Source organism: Armatimonadota bacterium (genome assembly GCA_031459765.1).
In the GTDB taxonomy this organism is placed as follows: Bacteria; Sysuimicrobiota; Sysuimicrobiia; order Sysuimicrobiales; family Kaftiobacteriaceae; genus Kaftiobacterium; species Kaftiobacterium secundum.
Map to the genome: position 1 here is coordinate 39,514 of JAVKHY010000006.1, position 15,290 is coordinate 54,803.

The following is a 15,290-nucleotide window of genomic DNA, read 5'->3' on the forward strand; positions in this document are numbered from 1 at the left end:
GCGGCTTCTGAGAAGTTGACCTGACAAGTCAACAATCGTTGCTAGCAAGCCGGGATCGATGACAACGAGCGTGGAGATCGAGTCGGCGCTGCGCCGGCGGGGACTGCGGGTGACCCCCCAGCGGGCCCTGGTGTTCCGGCTGGTCCAGGAGATGGGAGCCGACCACCCGTCCGCCGAAGCCATCCACATCCGGGCCACGCGGCAGATGCCGTCGCTGTCCCTGCGCACGGTGTATGCCATCCTCGGCGAACTCGAAGAGATGAAGGCGATCCGCTCCCTGGACCTGGGCACGGGCAGCAGGCGCTTCTGCGTCAACCCCAGGCGCCACCACCATCTGGTCTGCACGCGCTGCGGGAAGATCAAAGACGTCTTCGCCGTGGTGGATTTCGTGGAGCTTCCGCCGGATCAACGCCAGGGGTTCGTCATCACCGAGCAGGACGTCGTCTTCCGCGGCCTCTGCCGGGAGTGCCGGGCATGACCACCCACGACATCGCCAGAACCGAGCGCATGGAGATGTACCTGAAGGCGGTCCTCACCCTCCAGCAGGCCGCGCCCCCGGCCACCGTGACCAAGGTCGCGGAGTTCATGGGGGTCTCCGCGCCGTCGGCCTCGGAGATGCTCCGCCGGCTGGAGCAGCAGGGCTACGTCCGCGGGGCGGACGAGGGCTTCGACCTCACCGCCGCGGGCCAGGAGAAGGCGACGACGGTGGTCCGGCGGCTGCGCCTCGCCGAGCGGCTGCTCACCGACGTGCTCAAGCTGGACCTGCCCAAGGTCTACGACGAGGCCTGCAAGATGGAGCACGTCATCAGCGCCGAGGTGGAGGAAAGGCTGGCCGCGGTGTTGGGCCACCCGGCCACCTGCCCGCACGGGTTGCCCATCCCGGGAGAGGCGACCACCGTGGTGCCGACGCGCCCGCTGAGCGAGGTGGGCGCGGGACAGACCGCGACCGTCGCCTCGGTTCCGGAGGAAGACACCGCGCTGCTCACCTACCTCGCCGGCGCGGGCCTCGTCCCGGAGGCGACGGTGACGGTCGAAGAGGCGGCACCCTTCAACGGCCCGCTCACCCTCCGGGTCGGCGACGCCACCCGCGCCATCAGCCGCGAGGTGGCCGCCCGCATCCGCGTGCGCGCCTAGCCGGGCTGGATCCCGGCCAGCTCCCGCATCGCCGCCTTCACCTGCGCCTCGGGGTAGGCGTAGTCCTCCAGTTTGCCCGCCAGGTAGGCGTCATAGGCACCCAGGTCGAAATGCCCGTGGCCGCTCAGGTTGAACAGGATCGTGCGGGCCCGGCCTTCCTCTCTGGCCTCCAGGGCCTCGTCGATGGCCTTGCGCACGGCGTGGGCCGACTCCGGCGCCGGCACGATCCCTTCGGCGCGGGCGAACTGCACCGCGGCCTCGAAGACCGGCCGCTGGTGGTAGGCCACGGCCTCCACGTACCCGTGGTGGTACAGCAGGCACAGCAGCGGCGCGTCGCCGTGGTAGCGCAGTCCGCCGGCGTGGATGGCGGGAGGGACGAAGCCGTGGCCCAGCGTGTACATCTTGAGCAGCGGCGTGGTCGCGGCGGTGTCGCCGAAGTCGTACAGGTACGCCCCGCGGGTCAGCGTGGGGCAGGCTTCCGGCTCCACGGCCACGACGCGCACGGGCCTGCCCTTGAACCTGTCGGCGAGGAAGGGGAAGGTCAGCCCGGACATGTTGCTCCCGCCGCCGACGCAGCCGATGACGACGTCGGGCGCGTCCCCGGCCATCGCCATCTGCTCCTTCGCCTCCAGCCCGATGACTGTCTGGTGCATCAGGACGTGGTTGAGCACGCTGCCCAGGGAATACTTCGTGTCGTCGTGCGTCGCGGCGTCCTCCACCGCCTCGCTGATGGCGATGCCCAGGCTGCCCGGCGAGTCGGGATCCCTGGCCAGGATGCCCCGCCCGGCGTGCGTGCGCTCGCTGGGGCTGGGGATGACCTCCGCGCCCCAGGTCTGCATCATCACCCTGCGGTAGGGTTTCTGCTCGTAACTGACCTTCACCATGTAGACGGTGCACTCCAGGCCGAACAGCCGGCAGGCCAGGGCCAGGGCGCTGCCCCACTGCCCCGCCCCGGTCTCCGTGGTCAGCCGGCGCACGCCGGCCTGCTTGTTGTAGAAGGCCTGGGCCACGGCGGTGTTGGGCTTGTGGCTGCCGGCGGGGCTGACGCCCTCGTACTTGTAGTAGATCCGCGCCGGGGTGTCCAGGGCGCGCTCCAGGCGCCGCGCGCGGTACAGCGGCGTGGGCCGCCACAGCCTGTAGATCTCGCGCACCGGCTCGGGGATGGGGATCTCCCGCTCCGTGCTCACCTCCTGGCGGATCAGTTCCATGGGGAACAGCGGCGCCAGGTCGTCGGGACCGATGGGCTGCTTCGTGCCGGGATGGATCACCGGCGGCGGCGGCACGGGGAGATCGGCGGCGATGTTGTACCAGGCCTTGGGGATCCTGGACTCGTCCAGCACGTACTTGACCGTATCGGCCATGGGCTGCGCCTCCAGAGCACGGGATGAAGAGACCGCGATTGAGCGAACAGTTTTCGTCCGCGGCGGAGCGCTTCCTGCCCGCCGCGGCGCCGCCGGACCCGGAAGACCCCGACCGGCCACCGGGCCGGGGCCCGATTCGACGCCGGGCGCGGCCCAGGATACCATAGAGGGTGCGGGGCCTCCCGCACCCCAGACCAATCTGCCGAAGGAGGGATCATCCCATGGGATCCACGGGTCGCGCCGTCGTCGACCTGGACGTCAACGCGCTGATCGCCGAGTTGAAGAAGGCCTACCTCGACGAGCTCCTGGCCTTCTATTCCTACTGGATCACCGCCATCGTGGCGGAGGGCTGGCACGGGGAGGAGCTCACCGAGCACTTCAAGGAGGAGGCCCGGGACGAACTGGGCCACGCCGAGAAACTGGCGAACCGCATCATCGAGCTGGGCGGCGATCCCGTCGTCCACCCGGGGGAGTGGGAGCGCGGGGCCAACGCGCCCTTCACGGCGCCGCGCCGGGAGTGGGCCGACGCCGACGGGATGGTGGCGGACCAGATCAAGGCCGAGGCCGGAGCCATCCAGGCCTACAACCGCCTGGCCAGGATGACCTTCGGCAAGGACCCGGTCACCTACCAGCTGGCGACGGAACTCCTGGCGGACGAAGTGCGCCATGAGGAGTTCCTGGAGAACCTGCTGGGCGGGAAGAAGGCCAAAGTCTAGTCCGTGAGCCCGCGGAGGGAACGCGGCGCTCAGCTCCGGACGCGCAGAGGGCGCAGGCGGCTCCACGCCGCGGCCAGTTCCTGGCGGCGGAAGAGGGCCAGCCCGCCGATCGGAAACTCGTAGGGCGAGAGGAGATCCAGCCCTACGGAACTCAGGTCGGCCTCGATCAGGCTGAGGATCTCGCGCAGGGTGCGGACCCCGTCCAGATAGCCGCGCTCGACGGCGTAGACCAGGGCGGATCCGATCGCCCGGACCTGGCCGGGATCGACCAGCTGGGCCAGGGCCCGCAGGTCCACGACCTCGCGGGCCAGGTGCAGGGTGCGCGGCGAGGCGGCGTCGGGGCGGTGGCGACGTCCGCGCAGGAAGGCCAGGCTCTCGCCGAGGGGCACGCGGTGGTGGATGCCGCCGAAGCCCCGCGGCTCGGCGGCGCGGGCCCCGGGCCACTCGCTGGCCAGTTGCTTCGCCCGCGTCGTCACCACCACCGGATGGAACCCGTCCATGGCGATCACTGTGTCGGCCACGGCCGGAAGGCTGCTCCCGGTCCCGCCGGCGATGATCGTGGAGACGCCGTGCTCGGCGTACAGCGGCCGGACCAGGTCGGCCAGCGGCGTGACCGGATCCTTCGCCTCGGGCGCGAGATGGCGCCACAGGACATCGCGGGTCAGCAGCCGCGGGGCGCTGGTGTCTTCGTCGAAGAGCAGCAGCGTCGTGCCGGCCTCCAGCGCTTCCTTGATCGAGGCCGCCTGGGCCACCAGGGCCGGCGCGTGATCGCCGCGGAACCGCGCGGGATCTTCTCCCGTGGGCAGGCCGGAAATGAAGGGGGTGAGGTTGACCCCTTCGACGCGGCGGCCCTCGTCGGCCTGGATCATGACGGCGTCGGGGACGGTGGCGCAGTACTCCCGCCCGTCGCCGGGGATGTGTGCGTAGACGGCGCTCGCGATCGCCCGCAGCAGCGTGCTCCGGCCGGAGAATGCGCCGCCGATGATCACGGTCACCCCGCGAGGGATACCCATCCCGCTGATCTCCCCCCGGTGCGGAGCCCGCAGGACCACGCGCAACTCGTCGGGCGCGTGGAAGGGCACCAGCCGCGCCAGGAGCGGGCGGTCGGCATCCCCCTCGCGGGGGAGCACGGCGCCGTCGGCGATGAAGGCCACCAGCCCGCGCTCGGCCAGCGCCCCGCGCAGCGCCAGGGCGTCCTCCGCCACCTCGGTGTGCCGGGCCAGGTGCTGCGGGTTGTAGGCGCCGTACAGCAGCGCGCCGTCCACCATCTGGCCCAGGTCGTCGAAGAGCAGCGCCTGCGCGGCTTTGGCGCCGGCCTTCCGGCCCTCCGCGGGCAACACCACCTCGGCGCGGAGCTCGACGTAGTCCTCCGTGATCCGGCAGGACGACCGCGGCAGGATCGCCTGCCCGCCGGCGTCCACGGCGATCCCGCCCCGGCCGCCCCGGGCGCGCGTGGTGCGCCGCGCCACTTCGGCGCACCGGCGGGCGAGGCAGTCCTCGAGGGCCGTCCGGCGCACGGGAGAAGACCACAGCTCCGGCGGGAACCGCGCCTCGGCCTGGTCCACGCGCACGCGGATCGGTGACGGCGCCCCCGGCGGCTCCACGACGACGGTGTCCACGAACAGGACGAACCGCTCGAAGCGGTAGGCGCCCTCCAGCGTCTGGTAGGCGGCGACCGGTTTGCCCTCCAGGGTGAGGAGCTTGTCGCGCAGCCGCTCCCAGGGCAGCATCGGCAGGCGGTCGTCGGCCGACGTCACCTCGGGCGCACCTCCTCCGGCTCAGTCCCGCCCCCCATCGTCACCCCCGGAGCGCACCGTGACCTGACCGCCCGGGAGCTCCCGGGCCAGGACCCTCAACAGATCGGCCTGATCGTCGTAGGTGATCACCCGCAGCGCAGGGTGGCCGGCGACCATCGCCGACAGGGGAACGCCCGCCTGGCACAGCGCGAGGATCGGCTTGCCCAGCCGGGCGGCTTCCGCCACCTCCACGCCGACGCCCAGCGAGGGTGTGGAGACCTCCGCAACCACAATGTCGCTGGCGGCCAGCCACCGCAGGTCGCGCGCGTAGATCTGCTGCGCCGTCATTCCCCGGCGCGTCTCCTGCTCCAGCACGTCGGGATCCGCCACATGCGTCGTCAGCACCTGATACCCTCGCTCCTGGAGCGCGTCCACGATCACCCGGTACAGGGGCTGCCGCGCGCGGCCGCCCCGGATGGCCCCGCAGAAGTAGATCTTCTGTGGCGGCGCCGCAGCCGGAGGGCCCGCGCCCACGGCGCGGGCCGCGGACGCCCTCGAGGCGGCCAGGACGGCCACGGGCTCGCCGGTGACCTCTTCCTCCGGGACGCCGAGGCGCGCCAGCGCGCCGCGGATCTCCTCCGCGGCGCCCGCCAGATCGCGGCCCTCCCGCTCGATCTCAGCCATCCAGCCCACCCCGTCGATGTGCTCGGTGACCAGCGTGCCGATCTCGGGCACGTCGAACAGGCGGCCGTCGAGCTTGCGCACGACGACGCCGGGGACGAAGCCCAGACCGTCCACGACCCGCCGGCAGTCGGGCAGCGCGCCGGCGTAGAGGCGCACCTTGCCTTCGGGGAAGAGGGAACGCTTGACGACGAGCCCCGCCACGGAGACCGTCGCGACGTGCGTGAGGAGAATCTCGCTTCCCGCCTGGGGGGTGAGGTGTTCCCTGATTCGCAGCGCCCGGGTGCGTCCGTCCCACTCTCCGCCGGCCGGACCGGCCGGCCGGTGATAGTGGTCGGTGAAGGCGTACGCCTCGCGCACCCGGCCGCCCAGATCTCGCAGACGCCGGTGGAACGCCTCGGGATCGCGGAGGAAGAAGCGGACCTCGCACTCGAAGGGCGCGGTCATTCGAAGGGCCACTTCGGCAGGGTCACCCGCGTCGGGCGATCCTGGCGGTAGCCGAGGGCGTAGTCGGCCTGCATCAGGGTGTGGATCTCGCGGGTCCCCTCGTAGATCACCGCGCCCTTGCTATTCCGGTAGTACCGCTCCACGGGGTAGTCGTCGGAGTAGCCGTAGGCGCCGTGCACCTCCACGGCGTCGCTGGCCGCGCGCTCGCTGGCCACCGTGGCGTACCATTTGGCCAGCGAGGTCTCCCGGGAGTTGCGCAACCCCTGGTTTTTCATCCACCCCGCGCGCAGGTACAGCAGACGGCTGACCTCGTAGTCGCGCACCATCCGGGCGATCATCTCCTTCACCAGCTGGTGCTCCCCGATGGGCCGGCCGAAGGTCGTGCGCTCCTTGGCATACCTGACGCTGGCGTCCAGACAGGCGCGGATCAGCCCCGTGGCCCCCGCGGCCACGGTGTAGCGCCCCTGATCCAGGGCGAACATGGCGATGCGGAAACCCTCGCCTTCCTGACCGAGCAGGTTCTCCGCCGGGACGCGGACTTCGTCCATCACGATCGACCCCGTGTTCCCGGCGCGGATGCCGAGCTTGCCGTGGATCGTTCCCGTGCGCAGACCCTTCATCTCCCGGGTCAGAAGAAAGGCGCTCAGGCCGCTGTGGTCCCTCGCCTTCTGCTTGGCGGCATCGGTCCAGGCGAAGACCAGGAAGTGGTCGGCCACGTCGGCCAGCGAGATCCAGATCTTCTCGCCGCTCAGGACGTAGTGGCGCCCGTCGCGCACGGCGGTGGCCCGGATGCCGACCGCGTCGCTGCCGGCGGCCGGCTCGGTCAGGCCGTAGGTGGCGATCCGCTCGCCGCGGGCCTGGGGCACCAGGTAGCGCTGCTTCTGCTCTTCCGTCCCCCAGCTCAACACGGTGAGACTGTTCAACCCGACGTGCACGGACATGATCACCCGCAGCGAGGTGTCCACGTACTCCAGTTCCTCGCAGGCCAGCCCCAGGCTGATGTAGTCCATCCCGCCGCCGCCGTAGCGTTCCGGCAGGCACAGCCCCAGGATCCCCAGCCGGGCCATCTCCGCGAGCACGGAGCGGTCGAACTGCTGGGCGCGGTCCAAATTCCTGATCCGCGGCGCCACCGTCGCGGCGAAATCGCGCACCATCTGCGCCGTCATCCGCTGGGCCTCGGTCAGCGCGAAGTCCATCTATCTCCCTCCTCCGGTCAGGTGGGACCCAGCAGCCGCAGGGCCAGCAGCGCGTAGAACTTCGCGGCGGTGACCACGTCGTTGACGTCCACCCACTCCTGCGGCGTGTGGGCCAGGGCGGGATCGCCCGGGCCGAAGAGGATCGTGGGAATTCCCCGCTCGGCGAAGAAGCGTCCGTCGCTCGCCTGGTGGTAGCCCACCGGCTCGGGTGACAGCCCGAGCTCGCGGGCGACGTCCTGGGCGGCCCGCACGAGCGGCGCGTCCACCGGCGTCTCCACGGGCGGACCGGCCTGCAGGATCTCCACGTCCGCCTGCAGGTCCGGATCGGCCTGTTTGAGTTCGGCGACGATCCGCTCCACCTCGCCGATGGCCTCGGCCAGGCTCTCGTTGGGGAGGGTCCGACGGTCCAGCGTGGCCTCGCACCAGTCCGGGACGACGTTGGTGGCCACGCCGCCCCGGATCGTGCCGATGGAGAGCGACGGCGGCGGGGTCAGCGGGTGCGAGAGGGCGGCCAGCCGGGAACCGATCCGGTCCTCAACCGCCTGCAGGACGCGGAGCATCGCCGAGATGGCGTTGCTCCCCTCCCAGGGCGTGCTGCCGTGCGCGGCCCGGCCGTGGGTGACGATGCGCAGCCAGACCACGCCCTTCTCCGCCGTGGCCAGACGGTTCTCCGTGATTTCGCCGACCACGACGTGGTCCGGCCGCAACAACCCGCGATCCACCAGGTACTCGGTCCCCTTCACGCCCCCCACCTCTTCGTCGCTGACCGCGGTCAGGGTGAGGGTCCCGCGGATCGGGAGGACCTGGGCCACGACCTCCATCGCCGCCACCATGGCGGCCAGCGAGGCTTTGGCATCGGCCGCGCCCCGACCGTGCATCCGCGTGCCCACGATCTCGGCGCCGAGGGGCGGATACCGCCAGGCCTTGACGGTGCCCACCGGGACCGTGTCCATGTGGGAGGTGTAGAGGAGCTCCGGCCGCCCCGCGCCCAGCCGGGCAATGAGGTTGGGTTTGCGCGGTTCGTCCCCCAGGACCTGGAAGTCGATGCTGGCCTCGCGCAGGCGGGCGGCGATCAGGTCGGCGACCTGGCGCGTGTCGCCCGGCGGGTTGACGGACTCCGCCCGCACCAGGCCGGCCAGAAAGCCGATGATCGACGCGCGGCGCCGCTCAAGTTGGTCCAGTACGGTGTGCTCCATTCGACGCGGAAGATCAGGCAGAGGCTGACGCTCTCTTCCCTCTTCCTGTCGGAGGGGGGAACTTCCTGTCCCGCTCCTAGCGCGCGGTCTGGGCCAGGGCCTGTCGCGCCGCCCGCAGCGCGGTCGTCAGGACCCGGTCCGTCCCGGCGTCGAGGTCCGCCGCGGTGAGGATCGCCTCCACGTCCGGCGCGACGCCCGCACCCTCCAGGCGCACGCCCCTCCCGGTGGCCAGCCGGAAGGTGGTGATGCTCAGCGCCGAGCCGTCGGAGAGGTCGACCAGGATGCTGGCCTCCACCGCGCCGGCCGTCTTCCCACCGACCAGCAGCCCCCGCCGGTTCTCCTGGACGGCGGCCGAGAGCAGCTCGGCGGCGGAGGCACTCCCCTCATCGATCAAGACATACAGCGGTACCGTGGTCGGCAGCAGCGGCGAGCCGCTGGTCCGCTGGACGCGGGTCTGGCCGCCCTGGCGCATCTCCGTGTAGACGGGGAGGCCCGCGGGCAGCAGCGCGTTGAGCACGCCGTTCAGCTCGTGGAGGTACCCGCCGCCGTTGCCCCGCAGGTCGAGCACCAGGGCCCGCATCCGCTGGCCCTGCAGCCGCAGCAACGCCGCGCGGAAGTCGCGCGCCGTGCCCTCCACGAACTGGTAGAGTCTGATGTAGCCGATGCCGCCCTCCAGCACCTCGGCCCGAAAGATGCTGGGGACGACGATGGGGCCGCGCGTGATGGTGAGGACCACCGGCTCGGGCACACCGGGGCGCTGCAGGGTCAGGGTCACCGGCGTCCCCGGGGCGCCCCGGATCATCCCCGAGACCTGGTCCACCTGCATCCCCGCCGTGCTCACGTCGTTGATCTTCAGGATCCGGTCGAACTCCCGCACCCCCACCGCCTCGGCCGGCCCGCCCGGGACGACCGCCCAGACGTAGAACTTCTCCTCCTTCGGCAGCAGGATGATGCCGACACCGGTGAAGCCGGCCTGGCCGCGCTGGCGCAGACGGCGTTCCTGGCTCTGCTGCGGGGTCATGAATCCGGTGTGGGAATCCTTGAACGTCTCGGTCATCCCGCGGATCGCGGCGTAGGACAACTGCGTGGGCGTCAGCGCCGAGCCGGCGGCGGCGACCGCCGCGGCGAACTGCTCAGCGAACAGGCGGCGCGCCTCGACCTCCGGAGCGCCCGCGGGAACGGCCGCCAGCACCGCGACGATCCCGGCCTGGGAGAGCTGCTGGCGCAGCCCGTCCAGGGCGCCGTTGAGCACTCGGGGCACATCGACGGGATCCACGTAGTGGGTCTGCAGCGCCCGGAGCGCCTCGAAGACCAGCGCCGGCTCCGTCCCCGCCGCGCCCTGGGCCAGCGAGACCGGTGCGGGCGCGGCGAGGATCGCCAGCATCGCCAGCGCGACGAGGAGTGTCGCGGGGCGCCGGAGCCTGGTGCGGCGTGCCTTCATCTCGTCCACCGTCCTGTCAGCAGAATCTCCTGCCGGTGCCATTGTGGATGCTCCGCGCCGCGGTCACAGCGCCGGTCGAAAGGGCACGACCCGAAGCATCCAGGCGTTGAGCCGGAACACAAGATCGAAGATCATCGCCGCGCCCATCATCACGAGGAAGCCGCCGCTGAACACTTCGACGACGCGGCCGTGACGGCGCAGCCAGCCCAGGGCGTCCACGGCCGTGGTGACCAGGACGGCGGCCACCAGGAACGGGAGGCCGAGCCCCAGGGAGTAGGCGAAGAGCAGCAACGCTCCGCCGGCCGCCCCCTGGGCCGTCGCGGCCAGCGTCAGGATGGCGGCCAGCACCGGCCCGACGCAGGGCGTCCAGGCGAAGCCGAAGGCCATCCCCACCGGCACGGCGCCCAGCAGGCCGCCCGGGCGCCGCGCCACCTGCAGCCGGCGCTCCCGGAAAAGACCCGGCACCCGGATGACCCCCAGCACGCTGAGGCCGAGGAGGACGACGACGATGCCGCCCACGCGGCCGAGGGCGACACGGTTGTCCACGACAAAGGACCCCAGGGCGCTGGCTGAGGCGCCGAGCGCGGTGAAGATGACGGAGAACCCCAGGACGAAGAGCGCGGTGGCGGCGAGGACCTGACCGAGTCTGGCCCGCCGGGCGGGAAGATCCATCTCCGCCAGGGACAGGCCGGAGACGAAGGAGAGGTATCCCGGAATCAGGGGCACGATGCACGGCGAGGCGAATCCCAGCACGCCGGCCACGAAGGCCAGGAGCAGGCTGATGTCGGTCATCGGGTCACCGCCCGGAGCATCCCCACCAGTTCCGCCTCGTTCGAGGGGCCGTATCCCGCCCGTATCAGGGTGCCATCGCCTCCGACGACCGCCCAGAAGGGCTGATAGGTCAAGACGCCCGACAGGCCTCCCGGGAGTCCGGCAGTCCTATCCCGACGAACCGGACTCCTTTCCCTTTCCATTCCCGCCACGTCCGCTCCCACACGGGGGCGTCACGGTTGCAGACAGGATCGCCGCCGCAACCGCCGTCCATCGGGCCAGCCCTCCACAGGGCGCGAGGAGTCCTCGAAGGAAGCTCACGCCTGCACGACCTACCAGGTCATTGTACAGTCTGGCGGGCCGGCGCGTCATCGGCGGCGCGGCCGCCCCCGCAACGTCCGAATGCGCACGGAGGTCCCCGGGACCGCCCGCAGCACCGAGACCGCGCTGCCTTCGCGGACGGCGATCTCGACGAAGCCGTCGCTCCCCGGCACCACGACGGGGCGTCCCCGAACGCCGTCGGCGTAGGTGCGCCCGACGGAGGCCGACGCCTCGCGGCGCCCGACGCGGACGGCCACCCTCCTCCCCGCCGCGGGGAGGAGGGCGACGGGGAGGTTGGTGATCACGTTGCCGAAGGGATCGATGTAGATCACCTCCCCGACCAGGACCTCTCCTTCGAGGCGTCCCGTCCCAAACTCCAGGTCCACGACCTCCGAAGCCGGCACCCCTAAGGCCTCGGGAGGCGTGCCGCGGGCCAGAAGAGCTGCGGCCGGCGCGAAGAGGTCGCGCCCGTGGAAGGTCGTCGAGCGCACGGCGCGCACCAGGCGTTCGTCGGTGATAACATAGGGCCGCGGCCTCCCCACCCTCCGCGCCGCGGGCAGCAGCAGCCCGTTGTCCGGGCCGACGAAGTACTGCCCCCCCGAGGCGACGATCAGCGGCCGGCGGGCGGTGCCCACCCCCGGGTCGACGACGGCGAGATGGACGGTCCCCGCCGGCACGAAGGGCGCGATCGTCGAGAGCAGGTAGGCGCCCGCGCGGACGTCGTGGCGGGGCACGTCGTGGCTGATGTCCACCAGCAGGTGCTGCCCGCAGGAGACCAGGACGGCCTTCATCGCCGCCGGATAGGGGCTGTGGGAACCGAAGTCGCTCAGCAGGGTGACCAGCGTCGGCATCAGGGCGCGGTGCGGTTGCGGCCGGCCATCTCGCCGTTCACTTCAGCAGGCGCGACAGCCGCCGGTCGGCGTAGACCTTCCCGCCGGTCTGGCACGACGGGCAGTAGCAGGTCTCCTCCTCGGCGTAGGCGACCCGGGCCAGCGTGGTTCCGCAGCGCGGACAGGGTGCGCCGGCCCGGCGGTGGATGCGCAGCAACGGCAGCGGCTCCTTCTGCGGCAGGACGCCCCTGAAGTAGGCCCGGTGCTCCTCCAGGGCACGCTGCAGCGTTTCACGGATTGCCCCGAGCAGCGCCGCGGTCTGAGCAGGGCTCAGCGCGGAGGTGGGCGCAAAGGGCGACAGCCGCGCCTCCCAGAGGATCTCGTCGGCCCAGGCGTTGCCGATCCCGGTCAGGTAGCGCTGCAGGGTGAGGAACCGCTTCAGCTGAACGCGCTCCGCCTGCAGCATCCCGTGAAGGCGGTCGGGCGTGAGCTCCGGGGCAAACGGATCCGTCCCCAGGTCGCGCAGCGGCCCGGCGGCGGCGAGGACGTCTGCGGGCAGCAGGTAGGCCGAGGCGCGCTTTTTCGGACCCGGTTCCACCAACCGGAGCTCGCGCCCGTCGTCCAGCCGCAGGACCAGCGCCAGATCCTTTCCGGCCCTGGCGCGCGGCGCCCCGATCTGCAGGCGGCCGTCGCGCATCAGGTGCAGGACGAGGGTCAGTCCGCCGCTCAGGTCGAGGACGATGAACTTGGCCACGCGCCCGACCCCGAGGAGGGACCGGCCGACCAGCGCCTCCAGCGGGGGATCGTAGCTCTTCATCAGGGAGACGGAGTGCAGTCGCAGGGCGACGACGGTGCGCCCGCGGACCTGCGCGTCGAGATTCTCGGCCAGCACCTGCAGGAACGGGAGCTCAGGCATGGAGCGCCTGCCGCAGCGCCGCGCGCGCCGCCTCCACCGCCGCCTCCATGGACTCCGCCGGGAGCACGCCCCGGGCGAACTCCGGCCGGCCGCCGCCTTTGCCTCCCAAGGGCTCCAGCACCGCCCGCAGGATCGCCGCGGCGTCCACGGCCACCGACGGGGAGCGGGCCACGACCAGCCGTCCCCGCGCGGCCAGCGCCACCGCCGCCTCCCCGGCGGCGATGATCCGCCCGGCCAGGGCCGCGGCCTCGTCGGGCGGCCGGTCCAGCACGGCGGCGACGATCTTCGGCGATCCCGACGCCTGCGCCAGGTAGTCGGCGGCTTCCCGGGTCAGCAGCCGCGTCAGCGTTTCCTGCAGGGCGCGCTCGCGCTCCCGCAGCGCGGCGCCGAGGCGTCCCACCGCCTCCTTCACCTCGCGGTCGGCCACGGACAGCGAGGCGGCCACGTCCCTGAGCAGGGTGTGCTTCCACCGGTAGTCGCGGAGCGCCCGCCCGCCGCAGAGGAACGCGACGCGCACGCCGCCTTTGTAGCGCTCCCACCCGGTGATCTTGATCAGCCCGATCTCCCCGGTGCGGCGGACGTGGGTGCCGCCGCAGCTGGAGCGGTCGAACTCCGCCACCTCGACCACGCGGATCTCCCCGCGCCTTTTCGCCGGCCGCCGCAGGCCCAGGGTCGGCACCTGGGACTCGTCCACGAACCGCACAGACACCGGCCTGTCCTCGACCACCACGGCGTTGGCCAGGTCCTCGATCTGCGCCGCCGTCTCGTCGGTGAGGTCGGGCCGATCGAGATCCAGCGTGCAGGCCTCGGTTCCGAAGTGCACCGACGTGGTCTGCGCCCCGCACACCCGCAGCGCGGCCTGGGAGAGGATGTGCTGCCCGGTGTGCTGCTGCATGTGGTCGAAGCGCCGCGGCCAGTCGATCTCCCCGCGCACCACCCCCGCCACCGGCGCGTCCGTCACGTGCACGATGCGCTCCCCCTCGTCCTGCACGTCCAGCACGGCCGCGGCGCCCAGCGTGCCCCGATCGTGCGGCTGGCCGCCGGAGGTGGGATAGAAGACGGTGCGGTCGAGCACCACGGCATAGCCCTGCCCGCGGGGTCGGACCTCCAGCACCTGCGCCTCGAAGACGCGCAGGTAGCTGTCCGCGTAGTACAGCCGCTCCGTGGGGGCGGGTCCGGGGCCCGGCTCAGCGGCGGGAGATCCGCGGTCCACGGCTCACCCGCGGTGCGCGGCGCTCGAGGCCGGCGCGGGGCCGTCGTACACCGAGGGGGAGAGAAACGGGGCGAGGGCCGCCAGCACCGCCTGTTCCAGCGCGGCCTGCCGATCCAGCAGGCCGCGGGTCAGCAGCCCCACGGCTCCCAGCGTCTCATGGGCCTCGGGCTCATCCAGATGGGCGTCCACGATCGCCCCGAGCTCTTCACCGGCCAGCGCTCTGCCGGCGATCCACTCCGGGAGCGGCACGCGCACGCCGGAGGCCAGCCCTTCGCGGCCGCGGCGGTCCACCACGACGGCCCAGGCGCACAGCCACGCCCCGCGCGCATCGCGGAAGACGCCGCCTTCGATGCCGATCCCCAGGTCGGCGTCGGTGCGCTCCCGCGCCTGGCAGGCCCGTTGTCTCGCGCCGTGGATCGTCTCCTCTTCGCCCACGGGCTGCGGGGCCACGCCGGCCGGAACATCCAGGGCTTCGACGGCGGCCTCCGGAAACGCCCGGGCGCAGACGGCGCGGACGGCCCGGAGCTTGGAGGGGCTGGTCGATCCCAGGACGATGCGCATGGGCGACGGTTCTAGTGTATACTACGCGCGCCGTGGATCCCATTCTCGTGCGCCTGGGTCCCCTGGTCATCCGCTGGTACGGGGTGATGATGGCGGTGACGATCGTGACCGGGCTGCTGGCCGCCTACCGCCTCGGTTCGCGCTTCGGCGTGGACGCCCGGGCGGTGGACCGGCTGTCGGTCCTGTTCATCATCCTGGCGTTCGTGGGGGCGCGGCTGGGCTACGTGGTCTCTCACCCCGCCGAGTTCACCGATCCGCTGGAGATCCTGCGCATCGACCACGGCGGCCTCACCTCCCACGGGGCCATCGCCGGCGGTCTGCTCGCCCTGGGGATCGCCGCCCGCCGCGGCGGCCCACCGTTCTGGGATCTGGCCGATACCGTGGTCTGGACGGTGCCGCTGGGGAACATCTTCGTGCGGTTCGGCAACTTCATGAACGGCGAACTCTACGGCGATCCCACCTCGCTCCCCTGGGCGGTGACCTTCCCGGGCGTGCCCGGCCCGCGGCACCCGCTGCAGCTCTACGAGATGTTCTTCGCCGTGTTGATCCTGGCGGTGACGGTGCCGATGTCCCGGCGGCGCGCCTTTCCCGGCCAGTTGTTCTGGACGGTGCTGGTCCTGACCTCGGCCGGCCGGATCGTCCTGGACCTGCTGCGCAGCGAGGACCGCATCTACGGCATCGTCACGCTGGGACAGATCCCGGCCGCGCTCCTCATCGTCCTCGGACTGGTCTTCCTGAGCCGGGGGCGGCGCGCCGGGACCCGCCGATGA

The 15,290-nt window shown here is 72.0% G+C and carries 15 protein-coding genes; 4 read left to right on the forward strand and 11 right to left on the reverse strand.

Annotated features, from left to right (window positions below):
* The first annotated feature begins 58 nt into the window (after positions 1 to 58).
* Together QN141_08710 and QN141_08715 are read left to right on the forward strand one after the other, a co-directional pair.
* A complete protein-coding gene (locus QN141_08710) occupies positions 59 to 478 on the forward strand; it encodes a Fur family transcriptional regulator (GenBank protein MDR7558557.1) in 420 nt (139 codons plus the stop codon).
* Positions 475 to 1,134, forward strand: a complete 660-nt coding sequence (locus tag QN141_08715; protein MDR7558558.1) for a metal-dependent transcriptional regulator — start codon at positions 475 to 477, stop codon at positions 1,132 to 1,134. The genes QN141_08710 and QN141_08715 overlap by 4 nt, the downstream gene beginning before the upstream one ends.
* Here the strand turns inward: QN141_08715 and QN141_08720 are convergent.
* Positions 1,131 to 2,495 carry a TrpB-like pyridoxal phosphate-dependent enzyme gene (locus tag QN141_08720; GenBank protein MDR7558559.1) on the reverse strand — a complete coding sequence of 455 codons (1,365 nt, stop codon included), beginning with the start codon at positions 2,493 to 2,495 and terminating at the stop codon, positions 1,131 to 1,133. The two genes, QN141_08715 and QN141_08720, sit on opposite strands and share 4 nt — an antisense overlap.
* A gap of 221 nt (positions 2,496 to 2,716) precedes the next feature.
* On the opposite strand from QN141_08720, the gene QN141_08725 reads away from it, so the two are divergent.
* Positions 2,717 to 3,211, forward strand: coding sequence for a ferritin-like domain-containing protein (locus QN141_08725; GenBank protein MDR7558560.1), 495 nt, complete (start codon positions 2,717 to 2,719; stop codon positions 3,209 to 3,211).
* Between the two features lie 29 nt (positions 3,212 to 3,240).
* On the opposite strand, the gene QN141_08730 is transcribed toward QN141_08725, so the two are convergent.
* The 10 genes from QN141_08730 to QN141_08775 all read right to left on the reverse strand — a co-directional run bounded on the left by QN141_08730 (position 3,241) and on the right by QN141_08775 (position 14,520).
* A complete protein-coding gene (locus QN141_08730) occupies positions 3,241 to 4,968 on the reverse strand; it encodes an ABC-ATPase domain-containing protein (GenBank protein ID MDR7558561.1) in 1,728 nt (575 codons plus the stop codon).
* 21 nt (positions 4,969 to 4,989) lie between these two features.
* A complete protein-coding gene (locus QN141_08735) occupies positions 4,990 to 6,075 on the reverse strand; it encodes a nucleoside 2-deoxyribosyltransferase (protein MDR7558562.1) in 1,086 nt (361 codons plus the stop codon).
* Positions 6,072 to 7,271 (reverse strand): acyl-CoA dehydrogenase family protein, encoded by a 1,200-nt coding sequence (locus QN141_08740; GenBank protein ID MDR7558563.1) that lies wholly within the window; start codon positions 7,269 to 7,271, stop codon positions 6,072 to 6,074. The genes QN141_08735 and QN141_08740 overlap by 4 nt, the downstream gene beginning before the upstream one ends.
* A 17-nt stretch (positions 7,272 to 7,288) precedes the next feature.
* Complete coding sequence (locus QN141_08745; protein MDR7558564.1) at positions 7,289 to 8,467, reverse strand: M20 family metallopeptidase; 1,179 nt, start codon at positions 8,465 to 8,467, stop codon at positions 7,289 to 7,291.
* Between the two features lie 76 nt (positions 8,468 to 8,543).
* Complete coding sequence (locus QN141_08750; GenBank protein MDR7558565.1) at positions 8,544 to 9,908, reverse strand: S41 family peptidase; 1,365 nt, start codon at positions 9,906 to 9,908, stop codon at positions 8,544 to 8,546.
* Between the two features lie 63 nt (positions 9,909 to 9,971).
* Positions 9,972 to 10,700: a cytochrome c biogenesis protein CcdA gene (locus QN141_08755; protein MDR7558566.1), complete on the reverse strand. Its 729-nt coding sequence runs from the start codon at positions 10,698 to 10,700 to the stop codon at positions 9,972 to 9,974.
* 347 nt (positions 10,701 to 11,047) lie between these two features.
* Positions 11,048 to 11,851: an SAM-dependent chlorinase/fluorinase gene (locus tag QN141_08760; protein MDR7558567.1), complete on the reverse strand. Its 804-nt coding sequence runs from the start codon at positions 11,849 to 11,851 to the stop codon at positions 11,048 to 11,050.
* Positions 11,852 to 11,888: 37 nt separating this feature from the next.
* Positions 11,889 to 12,746, reverse strand: a complete 858-nt coding sequence (locus QN141_08765) for a DNA-formamidopyrimidine glycosylase family protein (protein MDR7558568.1) — start codon at positions 12,744 to 12,746, stop codon at positions 11,889 to 11,891.
* Positions 12,739 to 13,959: a DHHA1 domain-containing protein gene (locus QN141_08770; protein MDR7558569.1), complete on the reverse strand. Its 1,221-nt coding sequence runs from the start codon at positions 13,957 to 13,959 to the stop codon at positions 12,739 to 12,741. The genes QN141_08765 and QN141_08770 overlap by 8 nt, the downstream gene beginning before the upstream one ends.
* Before the next feature lie 3 nt (positions 13,960 to 13,962).
* Positions 13,963 to 14,520, reverse strand: a complete 558-nt coding sequence (locus QN141_08775; GenBank protein MDR7558570.1) for an inosine/xanthosine triphosphatase — start codon at positions 14,518 to 14,520, stop codon at positions 13,963 to 13,965.
* Between the two features lie 32 nt (positions 14,521 to 14,552).
* Here QN141_08775 and lgt point away from each other — a divergent pair, with 32 nt between their 5' ends.
* The gene (gene lgt / locus QN141_08780) at positions 14,553 to 15,290 is read left to right on the forward strand and encodes a prolipoprotein diacylglyceryl transferase (GenBank protein MDR7558571.1); all 738 of its coding nucleotides are present in this window, start codon (positions 14,553 to 14,555) and stop codon (positions 15,288 to 15,290) included.

Excerpts from the sequence above, each read along its gene's own strand:
- QN141_08710 (MDR7558557.1), top strand. The coding sequence starts at position 59 with ATGACAACGAGCGTGGAGATCGAGTCGGCGCTGCGCCGGCGGGGACTG.
- QN141_08765 (MDR7558568.1), bottom strand. The coding sequence starts at position 12,746 with ATGCCTGAGCTCCCGTTCCTGCAGGTGCTGGCCGAGAATCTCGACGCG.
- QN141_08735 (MDR7558562.1), bottom strand. The coding sequence starts at position 6,075 with ATGACCGCGCCCTTCGAGTGCGAGGTCCGCTTCTTCCTCCGCGATCCC.
- QN141_08760 (MDR7558567.1), bottom strand. The coding sequence starts at position 11,851 with ATGCCGACGCTGGTCACCCTGCTGAGCGACTTCGGTTCCCACAGCCCC.
- QN141_08745 (MDR7558564.1), bottom strand. The coding sequence starts at position 8,467 with ATGGAGCACACCGTACTGGACCAACTTGAGCGGCGCCGCGCGTCGATC.
- QN141_08775 (MDR7558570.1), bottom strand. The coding sequence starts at position 14,520 with ATGCGCATCGTCCTGGGATCGACCAGCCCCTCCAAGCTCCGGGCCGTC.
- QN141_08715 (MDR7558558.1), top strand. The coding sequence starts at position 475 with ATGACCACCCACGACATCGCCAGAACCGAGCGCATGGAGATGTACCTG.
- QN141_08740 (MDR7558563.1), bottom strand. The coding sequence starts at position 7,271 with ATGGACTTCGCGCTGACCGAGGCCCAGCGGATGACGGCGCAGATGGTG.
- QN141_08755 (MDR7558566.1), bottom strand. The coding sequence starts at position 10,700 with ATGACCGACATCAGCCTGCTCCTGGCCTTCGTGGCCGGCGTGCTGGGA.
- QN141_08720 (MDR7558559.1), bottom strand. The coding sequence starts at position 2,495 with ATGGCCGATACGGTCAAGTACGTGCTGGACGAGTCCAGGATCCCCAAG.
- QN141_08750 (MDR7558565.1), bottom strand. The coding sequence starts at position 9,908 with ATGAAGGCACGCCGCACCAGGCTCCGGCGCCCCGCGACACTCCTCGTC.
- QN141_08725 (MDR7558560.1), top strand. The coding sequence starts at position 2,717 with ATGGGATCCACGGGTCGCGCCGTCGTCGACCTGGACGTCAACGCGCTG.